Annotated in this window: 10 protein-coding genes; 7 read left to right on the top strand and 3 right to left on the bottom strand. The window is 70.2% G+C overall.

The window, feature by feature from the left end:
* Nucleotides 1-46: 46 nt before the first annotated feature.
* Genes QA861_RS27325 through QA861_RS27315 form a run of 3 tightly spaced genes read right to left on the bottom strand, consistent with a single transcriptional unit; the run spans nt 47 to nt 3,245 of the window.
* Nucleotides 47-1,069: a TolB-like translocation protein gene (locus QA861_RS27325; RefSeq protein WP_334591246.1), complete on the bottom strand. Its 1,023-nt coding sequence runs from the start codon at nt 1,067-1,069 to the stop codon at nt 47-49.
* 31 nt (nt 1,070-1,100) lie between these two features.
* Nucleotides 1,101-2,372, bottom strand: coding sequence for an MFS transporter (locus QA861_RS27320; RefSeq protein ID WP_334591245.1), 1,272 nt, complete (start codon nt 2,370-2,372; stop codon nt 1,101-1,103).
* A gap of 24 nt (nt 2,373-2,396) precedes the next feature.
* Nucleotides 2,397-3,245 (bottom strand): glycosyltransferase family 2 protein, encoded by an 849-nt coding sequence (locus QA861_RS27315; RefSeq protein WP_334591244.1) that lies wholly within the window; start codon nt 3,243-3,245, stop codon nt 2,397-2,399.
* 286 nt (nt 3,246-3,531) lie between these two features.
* Between QA861_RS27315 and QA861_RS27310 the strand changes: the two genes are divergently transcribed.
* From QA861_RS27310 to QA861_RS27280, 7 genes are all read left to right on the top strand, one after another.
* Entirely contained in the window at nt 3,532-4,971 is a 1,440-nt protein-coding gene (locus QA861_RS27310; RefSeq protein WP_334591243.1) for a sugar transferase, read from the top strand.
* A gap of 23 nt (nt 4,972-4,994) precedes the next feature.
* On the top strand, nt 4,995-6,050 hold the full coding sequence (locus QA861_RS27305) for a Gfo/Idh/MocA family protein (RefSeq protein ID WP_334591242.1): 1,056 nt from the start codon (nt 4,995-4,997) through the stop codon (nt 6,048-6,050).
* A 29-nt stretch (nt 6,051-6,079) separates the two neighbouring features.
* On the top strand, nt 6,080-7,075 hold the full coding sequence (locus tag QA861_RS27300) for an NAD-dependent epimerase/dehydratase family protein (RefSeq protein ID WP_334591241.1): 996 nt from the start codon (nt 6,080-6,082) through the stop codon (nt 7,073-7,075).
* Nucleotides 7,072-8,211, top strand: coding sequence for a DegT/DnrJ/EryC1/StrS family aminotransferase (locus tag QA861_RS27295; protein ID WP_334591240.1), 1,140 nt, complete (start codon nt 7,072-7,074; stop codon nt 8,209-8,211). The genes QA861_RS27300 and QA861_RS27295 overlap by 4 nt, the downstream gene beginning before the upstream one ends.
* A complete protein-coding gene (locus QA861_RS27290; RefSeq protein ID WP_334591239.1) occupies nt 8,208-8,897 on the top strand; it encodes an acetyltransferase in 690 nt (229 codons plus the stop codon). Before QA861_RS27295 ends, QA861_RS27290 begins: the two co-directional genes overlap by 4 nt.
* Nucleotides 8,894-10,012 (top strand): DegT/DnrJ/EryC1/StrS family aminotransferase, encoded by a 1,119-nt coding sequence (locus QA861_RS27285; protein ID WP_334591238.1) that lies wholly within the window; start codon nt 8,894-8,896, stop codon nt 10,010-10,012. The genes QA861_RS27290 and QA861_RS27285 overlap by 4 nt, the downstream gene beginning before the upstream one ends.
* A 76-nt stretch (nt 10,013-10,088) precedes the next feature.
* A complete protein-coding gene (locus QA861_RS27280; protein ID WP_334591237.1) occupies nt 10,089-13,700 on the top strand; it encodes a DUF4082 domain-containing protein in 3,612 nt (1,203 codons plus the stop codon).
* Nucleotides 13,701-13,758 lie beyond the last annotated feature (58 nt).

Below are 13,758 nucleotides of genomic sequence, written 5' to 3'. Positions count from 1 at the left end.
GCGTCCACCTGGACGCGGGCGTCCCGTGCTCTCGCCGTCTCGCCGCCTACAGGGGTGCCGGGGACGAGGCCCCCGGGATCAGCAGACGGGGGCTGCCCGTCCCGTTCGCGGGTACGGTCCACAGGTCACTGCTGCCGACCTTGCCGTTGGTGGGCAGCGCGTAGGCGATCGTGTCGTTGTCGAGCCAGGTGGCCTGGTCGTCGACGCTGTGGCGTTCGGCGAGCGCCGTTTCCTTGAGCGTGCCGAGGTCGAGGACGTACTCGTGCCAGAGGGCCGTACGGGACAGGACCCGCTTCTTGAAGGCGACCCGCGTCCCGTCCGGGGAGAGTGAGGGGCACTCCACGTTCTCGATCAGGGTGGTGACCTTGCGCTCGGAGAGCGAACCCCGGACCAGATAGGTCTTGTTGCCGGTGTTGAGGGTGGCGTAGAAGGTGTCGTCGTCGGAGGCGAAGGTGACGCCCCAGAAGTTGATGTCCGAGGCGCGGTGCGGCTTGCCGTCCAGGACGACGGAGAACGTCTCCAGGCTGGGAGTCAGCTTCATGGAGCGGGTGTCCAGGACCGAGGTCCGGGTGGAGAAGAAGGCGGACGCGTAGGACTCGCCGGACACGAAGACGGTCCAGGCGACGAAGCGGCCACTGGGGGAGACCCGGGCCCGGCTGGGGGCGCCGGCGAGCGGATAGGTGCGTACGGTGCGGAGGTTCGCGTCCAGGAGCAGGGCGCGGTTGCTCTGCTTGAGGACCCCGGGGACGGACTGGAGGCAGACGCCCGTGCCGGCCGCCGCGTAGAAGCGCGCGCACTTGAGGTCCGAGGCGGTCCGGCCGGCGCCGGGGTCGGCGGACGGGACCGAGGCGACCGCGGTGCGGTGCGGGCCGGCGGCGGCGTTGACGAACGTCAGGCGGCTCTTCTGGTCGAGTGTCAGCTTGCCCGTACTGACGGCGGGGCCGCCCGCCTGCGACCGGTTCGCCCGGTCCGCGCGGTCGGCGGCGTGCAGGACCACACCGGTTCCCACGCCGGCGAGGACCAGTGCTCCCGCGACGAGTATGAGCAGGCGACGGCGCAGCGAAGTCATCCGGATCCTTGGGGCATCGGGGCTGTGGTGGTCATCGGGTCTCACCGGTCGGCCGCAGCACCATGCCCGCGACGACCGCGCAGCACAGCAGGCCGATCGCCGATCCGGCCAGGGCTGGACCGTCGCCCCACACCGTCCAGGCGGCGCCGAAGGCGAGTGAGCAGCAGAACCGGGCCAGCGCCTGGCTGGTCCCGACGATGGCGAGGCCGCTGGCGCGCAGTTGCTCGGGCACGACGTCGGCCAGGGCGGCCGGGAGCACGCCGTCCGTGGCCGCGTAGAACACGCCGTGCAGGGCGAGTACGAGGAAGGGCAGGGCCGGCGTGGCCGGCGCCCACAGCAGAAGGGCGTAGCCGGTGAGCAGACTGACGTGCCCGGCGAGGAAGACGGTGCGGCGCCCGATCCGGTCGGCCAGCGCGCCGAAGGGCACGGCCAGCAGCAGGAACACGGCGGCGGTGCCCAGCGGCAGCAGCGGGAACCACTCGTCGGCGATGCCCGCACGCCGTTGCAGGAGCAGGTAGACGAAGGCGTCGCTGACCGTCGTCAGGCCGAGCAGCGCCGCGCAGAGGGCCAGCGCCCGCAGCCGGGGGATCCGCAACAGCGCCAGCGCTTCCCGTACGCGCACGGGCGGCCTGCTGTCCGCCACGCCCGCTTCGTCCGGCCGCGTGTCCCGCCGTCTGCCCGGAACGAACAGCACCAGTACGAGCACACCGAGCACGGCGACGCACGCGCTCACGCCGAACACGGCGTCATAGCCGTCGGTCGCCGCGCGCAGGATGAAGAAGGCGGCCAGCGGGCCCAGCATCGCGCCCGTGGTGTCCATCGCCCGGTGCACGCCGAAGGCGCGGCCCTGTCGCTCGGGAGGTGTGGACAGGGAGATCATCGCGTCGCGCGGGGCGGTACGCAGGCCCTTGCCGGTCCGGTCCAGGGCGAGGACTGTGCCGAGGGCGCCGACGCTGCTCACGAGCAGGAGCAGCGGTTTGCACAGCGCGGACAGGCCGTACCCGAGCCCGGCCATCAGCTTGTGGTTGCGGACCCGGTCGGCGATGTGGCCACCGGTGAGCTGGACCAGCGCGCTGACGCCGTTGTAGACACCGTCGAGGGTGCCGAACACCAGCGGTGTGAAGCCGAGCGTGGTGACGAGGTAGAGCGGCAGAACGGCGGTGACCATCTCCGAGGAGATGTCGGTTATCAGGCTGACCGAGCCCAGCACCAGCACCACCGGGGCGACCCTGCGCCCCGGGCCACGTCTTCGGCCCTGTTCGGTGTCCGCCTGTCCGGGGGCGGAACGGTCGGTGAGATACATGATCGAGAACTCCAGGTGCGGTGCTCAGTTCTGCCGGCTGCTCTCGTCCCGTAGCCAGGTGCCGAAGTCCTGTGCCCGGATGGCCTTTGCGGCCTTCCGCCGGGCCGCGACCGCCGCCGCGACGAAGACTACGACACTGGGCAGGAGCTTCGGATCCCTGCGGACCAGGGCTTTCAGATCCGCCACGCTCGTGCGCGCCGAGGCTTCCTCCGGTCCCTGCTGCTGTTCCACCTGGGCGGTGGACACCGCGGCCCGGACGCGTCGTCTCATCAGGTCCGGCCAGGTGCGCGGCGGGTGGACCACGACACCGGCCCCGTCGACCACGAGCCGCTCCTGCGGGGTGAACGCCAGGGAGGCGGCCAGGTCGTCCGCCATCAGCGGGGGCAGCGCGGCGATTCTGGCGTGCCCGGTCTTGGAGACCGCGATGACACCCCGGCCGAACAGCCCTTCGCGGACGGCGGGGAGTTGCTGCCACACCCGGTAGTAGGCGCGGACCCGCCAGGCACAGCCGGCCAGCGGGATCCGCCGGTCGGGGGCGGTGGCGAGGATGTCCGAAGTGTCGTCGTCCAGGGGCTCGGTCAACGCCCGTACGTCCACGCCCGTGATCACTACGTCGGCGTCCACGTAGAGGCGGGGGAAGCCGTGGGCGTGGTCGTCGCCCGCCCGCAGAGCGGCGTGCTTCGAGGGGGTGGGGATCTCGACCACCCGGACGCGCGGTCCGTACGCGGCAGCGATTCGCGCGGTGTCGTCAGTGCAGCCGTTGCACACGACGACGATGTCGGTCTCGTCCTCGGGGGAGTCGGCCACCAGCGAATCGAGGAGTCGGCCGATGACTCGTGCCTCGTTGTGGGCCGGTATCACGATGCTCGTCACGTGGGCAGTATGCCGTCTGTGTCACTAATGCGATGTGTGTTTCGTTCAACCGTTCCCGTCACTGCGTTTGGTGGTCTAGATTGAGTGCCGCCGGACCGGTTTGGGTGGGGAACTTGTCCTTGACTACATGTCACGGTGCGGCTTTTTGCACGAATTTGAACTTGTAGTAAAAGCATGCTGGGGGGCATGAGGCGGTTGGGGAACCGCTCACGCTCCCTCGCTTTCCAGTGTCGCTGTGTGGAGGGCACTTCGATCGGGGGGTAGCCGCGCATGTGGTGGGGGGAGCATGGCCATTGAGGTCACGCATGAGCAACTGGTTGTGGAACGCAGGACTCCGGAAGCTCGCCGAAGACGTTGGGATCGCAAATACCGGATCGCCCTGTTGGTCGCGGACGGCTTCGCCGCCGTTGCCGCGGCCTTCCTGATCCACGCGGTGTACGGCCGCTGGGCGGTGGCCCTGGTGCTGCCCCCGATGTGGATCGTCGTCATGATCGCCCACCGTTCCTACGACCGCACCGCCCTGGGTCTGGGAACCGAGGAGTACCGACGGGTGCTTCGTGGGGCCCTGGTGCTCCCGGCGCTGGCCGCGGTCGCGCACTATGTGTTCGCGCACGACGAGGGACTCCTCCATGACATGATCATGGCCACGGTGCCGGCTGTCGTGATCGCCCTGCCGGGGCGCTACGCACTCCGCCGCCGGCTGCACCGAAGATGGGCGCGCGGCCGGGACCGGAGCGCGACCCTTCTGGTCGGGCCCTCTCGCGGCATCGTGGAGCTGGTCGCCGTACTGCGTCGCGGCGGCGCACAGGAACTGCACGTCGCCGGGGTCTGCCTGAGCGATCCGAAGAACCGGGCGGAGATCCACGAGCTGGGGCTTCCCGTCCTCGGCGGCATCGGTGACATGGACGACGTCGTCCGGGTCATGGGCATCAGCACCGTGGTCGCGCTGCCCGTCCCCGAGGCCGACGCCTCCGTCCTGCGCCGGATGTCCTGGACCGCGGCCGTGCAGGGCGTCGACTTCCTGCTGGCCCCCGTACTCACCGACGTGTCCGCGTCCCGGCTGGCGGTACGCCCCACCAACGGGGTGCCGCTGGTACGGATACAGGCACCCAATCTCACCCGGATCTCCCGGCTGCCCAAGGAACTCCTGGACCGCTCGCTCGCGGCGGTACTCCTGGCGGTCCTCGCGCTGCCCCTGTTGCTGATCGCCCTGATCGTGCGGCTGGACAGCTCCGGGCCGACGCTGTTCAGGCAGCAGCGGGTGGGCCGGTACGGCGACCACTTCACCATGTTCAAGTTCCGCACCATGCGGCCCGACTCGGAGTCCCTCCGCGCGGAACTGGAGCACCTCAACGAGAACAGCGACGGCCTGCTGTTCAAGGTGAAGGAGGACCCGCGGATCACCCGCGTCGGCTCGGTGCTGCGCCGCACGTCGATCGACGAACTGCCACAGCTGATCAACGTGCTCGGCGGTCACATGTCGCTCGTCGGCCCCCGCCCGCCGCTGCCGGAGGAGGTCGAGGAGTACACGCCGGAGGTCAAGCGCCGACTGCTGGTCAAGCCCGGCCTCACCGGGCTGTGGCAGGTCAGCGGACGCTCCGACCTGCCCTGGGACGAGGCGGTGCGGCTCGATCTCGGATACGTGGACAACTGGTCGATGGGACTCGACCTGGAGATTCTGGCGCGCACCGGGTCCGCGGTGGTGCGCGGAACGGGGGCCTACTGATGGACCGAGGGAAGAAGAGCCAAGTGACGCAGACCACGGAGCCGTTGGGGATCGCGGTCGTCGGGGCGGGCTACTGGGGCCCCAACCTCGTACGCAACTTCCAGGCCAGCGAGCAGTTCCGGCTGCGCTGGCTGTGCGACCTCGACGTGGACCGGGCCCAGCGGGTTCTCGGCGGCTACTCGACAGTCCAGGCCACCTCGGACTACGCGGCCGTCCTCGCCGACCCCTCCGTCGACGCCATCGCCGTGGCCACGCCCGCCGGCACCCACCTCGACATCGCCCTGGCCGCCCTGCGCGCCGGAAAGCACGTCCTCGTGGAGAAGCCGCTCGCGGCGACCTACGCCGACGGGATGCGCCTGGTCACCGAGGCGGAAGAGCGCGGCCTCACCCTGATGTGCGACCACACCTACTGCTACACGCCCGCCGTGGGCCGCATCCGGGAACTGGTCCGCTCCGGGGAACTCGGCGAGATCCACTTCGTCGACTCGGTACGCATCAACCTGGGGCTGGTCCAGAAGGACATCGACGTGATGTGGGACCTGGCCCCGCACGACCTGTCGATCCTGGACTTCATCCTTCCCGACAACGTGGAGCCGGTCGCCGTCGCCGCCCACGGCGCCGACCCGATCGGTGCCGGACAGGCCTGCGTGGCCTATCTGACGCTGCAGCTCAACACCGGGGCCATCGCCCACGTGCACGTCAACTGGCTGTCCCCGACCAAGGTACGCACCACCATGGTGGGCGGCGCCAAACGCACCCTGATCTGGGACGACCTCAACCCCGCACAGCGCGTGGCGATCTTCGACCGGGGTGTGGACCTGGCCGCGCCCCAGGAGATCGGTGCGGACGAGCGCCGGGACATGCTCGTCTCGTACCGCTCAGGAGACATGGTCGCGCCCGCCATCGGCGAGAAGGAAGCGCTGCGCAGCATGGTCGACGAGTTCGGCGACGCGATCAGACAGCGCCGGGCGCCGCTGACCGACGGCCGGGCGGGCCTGCGGGTGCTGGACATCCTTGAGGCGGCGTCCCGGAGTCTGGAATTCAAGGGCGCGGTCGTCGGCCTGCGTGCCGGCCGTTGACGGTCACCATCACTGAGAGGGCAGGGCAGTTGAGCAGCGTACGAGGCAAGAAGATCCTGGTCACCGGGGGAGCCGGCACCATCGGCTCCAACCTTGTCGACCTCCTGGCCGAGGGTGGCGCCCGCGAGATCGTGGTGCTGGACAACTTCGTCCGGGGTCGGCGGGCCAACCTCGCCAAGGCCATGCCCAGCGGGGTCGTGGAGGTCGTCGAGGGCGACATCCGCGACGCCGCCACCGTACGGAAGGTCACCGAGGGCGCCGACCTGGTGTTCCACCTCGCCGCGATCCGCATCACCCAGTGCGCGCAGGAACCCCGCCTCGCCAACGAGGTCATGGTCGACGGCACCTTCAACGTCCTTGAGGCGGCTGCGGAAGCCGGAGTGGGCAAGGTGATCGCCTCGTCCTCGGCCTCCGTCTACGGCATGGCCGAGACCTTCCCGACGACCGAGCGCCACCACGCCTACAACAACGACACCTTCTACGGCGCGGCGAAGGCCTTCAACGAGGGCATGCTGCGCAGCTTCCACGCCATGTACGGACTGGACTACGTGGCGCTGCGCTACTTCAACGTCTACGGCCCCCGGATGGACATCCACGGCCTCTACACCGAGGTGCTCATCCGCTGGATGGAACGCATCGAGGCGGGCGAGCCCCCGCTGATCCTCGGCGACGGCACGCAGACCATGGACTTCGTCGACGTCCGGGACATCGCCAGAGCCAATGTGCTGGCCGCCGAGTCGGATGTGACGGACGAGGTGTTCAACGTCGCCAGCGGCACGGAGACCTCGCTGCGCCAGCTCGCCGACGGCCTGCTGGAGGCCATGGGCGCGTCCGGCCTGGAGCCGGAGCACGGACCCGCCCGCGCGGTGAACGGAGTGGTCCGGCGGCTCGCCGACACCACCCAGGCCGCCGAGCGGCTCGGCTTCACGGCGCGGATCGACATGCGTACGGGCCTGAAGGACCTGGTGGAGTGGTGGCGTGCCGAGCGCGCCGCCGACGCCGCCGCTGCGGAGGCGGCCAAGTGAGCACCGACCGCATCCCGGTGATGATCCCCTGGCTCGGCGAGGAGGAGGCCAAGGCGGCCTCCGACGCGGTGCTGTCCGGGTGGGTCGCCCAGGGCCCCCGGGTCGCCGCCTTCGAGCAGGCCTTCGCCGAGCGGGTGGGCGCCGAGCACGGCATCGCCGTCAGCTCCTGCACCACCGCACTCCACCTCGCGCTCGTCGCCCTCGGACTCGGGCCCGGCGACGAGGTCGTGGTGCCCTCGCTGTCGTTCATCGCCACCGCCAACGCCGTGCGCTACGTCGGCGCCGAACCCGTGTTCGCCGACGTCGACCCCGACACCGGCAACCTGACCACGGCCACCGTGGACGCGGTCCGCACCCCCCGCACCAAGGCCGTTCTCGCCGTCCATCAGGGCGGCGTACCGGCCGACGTGCACAGCCTGCGCGCCGCCTGCGCCGACTGGGACCTGCCCCTCGTCGAGGACGCGGCCTGCGCCATCGGCTCGACCGTCGGCGGCAAGCCCGTCGGACAGGGCGCGCTGATCGCCGCCTGGTCCTTCCACCCCCGCAAGCTCGTCACCACCGGCGAGGGCGGCATGATCACCACGGACGACGCCGAGTGGGCGGTACGTCTGCGCAGGCTGCGCGAGCACGGGATGAACGCCTCGGCCGCCGAACGCCATTCGAGCAGCAAGCCGGTCCTGGAGAGCTACCTCGAAGTCGGCTACAACTACCGGATGACGGACGTCCAGGCCGCGATCGGCCTGGTCCAGCTCGCCAAACTCGACGCGATGATCGCCCGCCGCCGCGAACTGGCGGCCCGCTACGACGCGTTGCTGCGAGACGTCCCCGGGCTCACCCCCGTACGCGACCCCGAGCACGGGCAGAGCAACTTCCAGTCCTACTGGGTGCTGCTGGACGAGGACTTCCCCGTCGGCCGGGACGATCTGCTCGGCGCGCTCGCCGAGGCCGGCGTGTCCGCCCGGCGCGGGATCATGGCCTCGCACCTCGAACCTGCCTACGAGGGCCATCCCAGCGCCCCCCTGCCGGTCACCGAGCGGATCAGCCGCGACTCGCTGATCCTGCCGCTGTTCCACACGCTCACCGAGGCCCAGCAGGACCGCGTCGTGGCGGCCCTGCGCGAACAGGCCCGAAGATGAGCGGACTGCTGATCATCGGCGCGGGCGGCTTCGCCCGGGAGACCGCCCAGGCCGTACGGGACGCGGGTGGCACCGAGCTGCTCGGGCACCTCGACGACAACTCCGCCCTGCACGGCACCGAGGTGGACGGAGTCCCCGTACTCGGCGGCTGCGACCTGGTCCACGACCTGCCGTCGGCGCGGGTCGTGATCTGTGTGGGCAACCCCCGGGACTACGCGGCCCGCGCCCGCCTGGTCCGCAGGCTCGGCCTGCCCGCGGACCGCTACGCCACCGTGATCCACCCGACGGCGTCGGTGTCGGCGACCTCGCGGGTCGGCCACGGCTCGGTGCTGCTCGCGCACTGCGTCCTGACCGCCGCCGTGGAGGTGGGCGCCCATGTCGCGGTGATGCCGCAGGTCGTCCTCACCCATGACGACGTCGTCGAGGACTTCGCCACGCTCGCCTCCGGCGTCCGGCTGGGCGGGGGAGCGCGGCTGGAGCGGGGCGCCTATGTGGGCTCCGGTGCCCTGGTCAGGGAGGGCACGGTGGTCGGCGCCTGGTCACTGATCGGGATGGGAAGCGCCGTACTCGGTGATGTGCCGCCGGGCGAGGTCTGGGTGGGGAGCCCGGCCCGCCGGCTGCGTGAGGCTGCGGCGCCCGCGCTCGACGAACTGTTGACACAGCAACTGGGGGGACCAGTCGCATGAACCATATTCCGCTGGTGGACCTCAAGGCGGCCCACGAAGAGGTCGCCGACGAGGTACGGGCCGGATTCGAACGAGTCCTGGCCAACACCGCCTTCATCGGCGGCGACGAGGTGCGGGCCTTCGAGCGCGAGTACGCCGACTTCGGCGGTGTCGCGCACTGCGTGGGCGTCGCCAACGGCACCGACGCCGTCGAACTCGCCCTGCGTGTCAGCGGGGTCGGGCCCGGCGACGAGGTCGTCATACCCGCCAACACCTTCATCGCCACCGCGGGAGCCGTGGCCAGGATCGGCGCGCGGCCCGTCCTGGCCGACTGCCTGCCCGACACCTACCTGCTCGACCCGCAGGCCGCCCTCGACGCGGTTGGCCCGGCCACCCGTGCGGTCGTCCCGGTGCACCTGTACGGCCAGATGGCCGAAGTGACGCGACTGGCCGGCCAACTGCCCGACCACGTAAGGGTCGTCGAGGACGCCGCCCAGTGCCAGGGCGCCACCCGCGACGGCCGGTCACCGGGCAGCGGCGGAATCGCGGCGACCAGCTTCTACCCCGGCAAGAACCTGGGCGCCTACGGCGACGCGGGCGCGGTGCTCACCGACGACGAGGAGTCGGCCGACCTGGTCCGCGCGATGGCCAACCACGGCGGCGTCGCCAAGTACCGCCACGACGTCCCCGGGTTCAACAGCCGGCTGGACGGGCTGCAGGCCGTCGTCCTGCGGGCGAAACTGGCGCGGCTCGCGGACGGCAACACGGCCCGGCGATCGGCGGCGGCCCGCTACGACGCGCTGCTCGCCGACCTGGTGTCCGCCGGGCGCGTCGTGCTCCCGGTCACCGCCGCCGGCAACCTGCACGTCTGGCACCTCTACGTCGTCCAGGTGTCCGGCACGGACCGCGACGACCTTGTGGGCAAGCTCAACGCGGAGGGCATCGGCGCCGGGGTGCACTACCCCGCCCCCGTCCACCTCACCGAGGCCTACCGGCATCTCGGCCACGCCCGGGGCGACTTCCCGCACGCCGAGAAGGCGGCGGACCGGATCCTGTCACTGCCGCTCTTCCCCCAAATAAGCCCCGATCAGCAGCAGCGCGTCGTGGACACGCTCGCCAAGGCGCTCGAAAGCTGATCGGCCCCCACACTCCCGCTCCACCCCGACCCCTGGGTCGGCCCTGCACAGAGCACAGCACCGCTGAGAGGTACACATGAACAGATGGAGCAGACGGATCCGGGGCGGCCGCCTCGCCGTCGTAGCAGCATTGATATGGGCGGTGCTTCCGCAGGCCATCTCCGCCCAGGCCGCGTCCGATCCGTGCGGAACGGGCTCGAACCCGGTCGTCTGCGAGAACTCCAAGACGGGCAGCCCCATGTCCGACTGGTACTCGCCCAACGCCTACGGTGACATCAAGGGATTCTCCACCAAGGAGAGCGTCCAGGCCGGTGACACCGTCCAGTTCAAGATCCAGTCGCCGGTCACGTACCACGTGGAGATCTACCGGCTGGGCTGGTACGGCGGCGACGGGGCGCGTCTGATCTCGACCGCGGCCCAGGTGGCCGTGAACTATCCGGCCAACTACAACTCGAACGCCAATCCGGCCAGTTGCACCACCAAGAGCAGCACAGGCCTGGTCGACTGCGGCAACTGGCCCGTCACGGTGAACTGGACGGTGCCCAGCGACGCGGTGTCCGGCCTGTACATCGCGAACCTGACGCAGAACGACGGCGACGGTTTGATGCCGTACCCGTTCGTCGTGCGCAAGGACTCCAGCACCTCCAACATCGTCGTGCAGACCAGCGACGAGACCTGGCAGGCCTACAACGACTACGGAGGCCAGGACCTCTACGGGGGCGCGGGCCCCGCGCCGGACGGCCGCGCCTACGAGGTCAGTTACAACCGGCCGCTGGACATAGGCGGTGACAACGGCATCTACGGCTCCGAGTTCATGATGCTGTCCTGGCTGGAGCGCAACGGCTACGACGTCAGTTATCTGTCGGGCGTGGACGTGTCGACCAACGGCGCCACCCTGCTGCCGAAGCACAAGGTGTACCTGTCCTCCGGGCACGACGAGTACTGGACGCAGAGCCAGTACTCCAACGTCCTGGCGGCCAGGAAGGCAGGCGTCCGGCAGGCCTTCTTCAGTGGCAACGAGGTCTTCTGGAAGACCCGGCTCGCCGCGAGCAACGACGGTACGAGCACCGCGAACCGGACCCTGGTCTGCTACAAGATGACCAAGATGGCGCAGGGCAACGGCATCGCCGACCCCAGCGGCACCTGGACCGGCACCTGGATGGACCCGACCAGCACCTCCTACGGTCAGACCTACCAGCCGCCGAACATCCTCACCGGCTCCATGTTCCAGGTGAACGGCTCCCGCGACGACGCGATCACGGTCCCCGGCTCGTACGGCAAGAACCGGATCTGGCGCAACACCTCCATCGCCAACCTCACAGCGAGCCAGACCGCCACCTTCCCGACCGGCACCCTCGGCTACGAGTGGGACAGCGACATCGTCAACAGCACCAGACCCGCCGGAGCGATCAACGTGTCGTCCACGACAGTGGACATCAACGACGGCAAGTACCGCCTCGACTGGGGCAACATGTACGGCAACGGCACGGCGACGCACAGTCTCGTCGAGTTCCGCGACCAGGACTCCGGTGCCCTGGTGTTCGGGTCGGGGACCGTGCAGTGGTCGTGGGGTCTCACCAACCTCCCCACGTACAACCCCGATGACGCGGTGGTCACCGAGGACACCCGTATGCAGCAGGCGACGGTGAACATCCTCGCCGACATGGGCGTCCAGCCGCTGACCCTGCAGAGCAACCTCGTCAGCGCCACGGCGACCACCGACACCACCGGCCCGGCCATCACCGTGACCAGCCCGGCCTCCGGGGTCACCGTCCCGGCGCTGAAGCCGGTCACCATCAGTGGCACCGCCACCGACTCCGGTGGGGGTGTGGTGGCCCGTGTCGAGGTGTCCACCGACGGCGGGACGACCTGGAACGCGGCCACCGGACTGACGTCCTGGAGCTACAGCTGGACGCCGACAGCCCCGGGCGCCGCCTCCATCAAGGTCCGCGCGGTCGATGACAGCGTCAACATCGGCGCCGTCACCACCCGCCCGGTGACCGTCGGCCCCCAGGCCTGCCCCTGCACCGTCTGGCCCGCCACGGCCGTGCCCGGCACCCTCAACGCGGGTGACGCCGGTCCGCTGGAGCTCGGGGTCAAGATCCGTACCACGGTGGCCGGTTCGATCACCGGCGTCCGCTTCTACAAGTCACCCGCCAACACCGGCACCCACACCGGCAGCCTGTGGAGCGCCTCCGGCACCCGCCTGGCCACCGGCACCTTCACCAACGAGACGGCCTCCGGCTGGCAGCAGCTGAACTTCGCCACCCCGGTGACCGTCAAGGCCAACACCACCTACGTCGCCTCGTACTTCGCCCCGAACGGCGGATACTCCTACGACGGCGGCTACTTCTCCGGCAGCGCGGCCGGCCTGGCCCCGCTCACCGCGCTCCAGTCCGGTACCGACGGCGGCAACGGCGTCTACCGCTACAGCTCGACCAGCGCCTTCCCGTCCTCGGCGTCCTCGGGCAGCAACTACTGGGTGGACGTGGTGCTGGACACCGCGTCGGCCAGTACGACCCCGCCCGTCGTCACCTCGACCTCACCGACGTCGGGGGCGACCGGCGCGTCGATCACGGCGCCGGTGTCGGCCGTCTTCGACCACGCCATCGACGCCGACACGCTGACGTTCACCTTGAAGGACGCGAACGGCAACACCGTGCCGGGCACCAACACGCTCCCCGCGTCGAACAAGGCGACCTTCACCCCGTCGACGGAACTGGAACTGCACACCACGTACACCGCGTCCGTCCAGGCCGAGGACCTGTGGGGCAACGCCATGACGGCCCCGGTGACGTGGTCGTTCACCACCAGCTCCACGCCGCCCGCGGTGACCTGCCCCTGCACGCTGTGGAACACCAGCACCGTGCCGGCCAGGACGGCCGTCACCGACGACCCCAACTCCCTCGAACTGGGCACCAGGTTCCAGTCCTCGGCGAGCGGCTGGGTCACCGGCGTCACCTTCTACAAGGGCGCCACGAACACCGGCACCCACACCGGCAGCCTCTGGTCCGCCGACGGCACGCTCCTCGCCTCCGGCACCTTCACCACCGAGTCCGCCACCGGCTGGCAGACGATGACGTTCGCGACCCCGGTCGCCATCAGCGCCGACACGGCGTACGTCGTCTCCTACCACGCACCCAACGGCAACTACGCGGTGGACGGCGGCTACTTCGCGTCGGCCCACAAGTCCTACCCGCTGACCGCCACCGCCGACATCAGCACGGCCCACAACGGGCTGTACCGGTACGGCAGTGACGTGGCCTTCCCCAACGGCTCCTACGGATCCGCGAACTACTGGGTCGGCCCCGTCTTCACCGCCGACGACCCGTCCGCGTCGCTGACGTCGGGCACGTCCTCCTCGGAGGTGACCAGCTCCTCGCTGGCACACACCGCGGACGCGGACAACGCGCTGGTCGCCTCCCTGCCCAGCACGGCCAAGCTGTCCACGGTGAAGGCGACAGTGACCGTCCTGCCGGGCGCGAAGGCAGCGGCCGCCGGGAAGCTCAAGGTCAAGGCCGTCCTCTCCTACAACCGGGCCACCCACAAGGTGTCCGTCCATCTGTCCTCCCCGCTGCCTGACGGCACCCGGTTCAGGATCACGGTCACGGCCCGGGACAAGCAGCACCACACGGTGACGGCCCGGGTCTGGACCCTCACCAGCAAGACCGTCCGCAAGAAGAACTGACCGACCACAACCCACTGTCGGTGGCCTCCCGCACACTCGCGGGAGGCCACCGCCGGGG

Origin of the sequence: Streptomyces sp. B21-083 (assembly GCF_036898825.1) — a bacterium.
Lineage (GTDB): Bacteria > Actinomycetota > Actinomycetes > Streptomycetales > Streptomycetaceae > Streptomyces.
The sequence above is the reverse complement of the archived record's forward strand: the minus strand, read 5'-3'. Positions and strand labels throughout refer to the sequence as shown.

Excerpts from the sequence above, each read along its gene's own strand:
- QA861_RS27325 (WP_334591246.1), bottom strand. The coding sequence starts at position 1,069 with ATGACTTCGCTGCGCCGTCGCCTGCTCATACTCGTCGCGGGAGCACTG.
- QA861_RS27320 (WP_334591245.1), bottom strand. The coding sequence starts at position 2,372 with ATGTATCTCACCGACCGTTCCGCCCCCGGACAGGCGGACACCGAACAG.
- QA861_RS27310 (WP_334591243.1), top strand. The coding sequence starts at position 3,532 with ATGGCCATTGAGGTCACGCATGAGCAACTGGTTGTGGAACGCAGGACT.
- QA861_RS27290 (WP_334591239.1), top strand. The coding sequence starts at position 8,208 with ATGAGCGGACTGCTGATCATCGGCGCGGGCGGCTTCGCCCGGGAGACC.
- QA861_RS27285 (WP_334591238.1), top strand. The coding sequence starts at position 8,894 with ATGAACCATATTCCGCTGGTGGACCTCAAGGCGGCCCACGAAGAGGTC.
- QA861_RS27280 (WP_334591237.1), top strand. The coding sequence starts at position 10,089 with ATGAACAGATGGAGCAGACGGATCCGGGGCGGCCGCCTCGCCGTCGTA.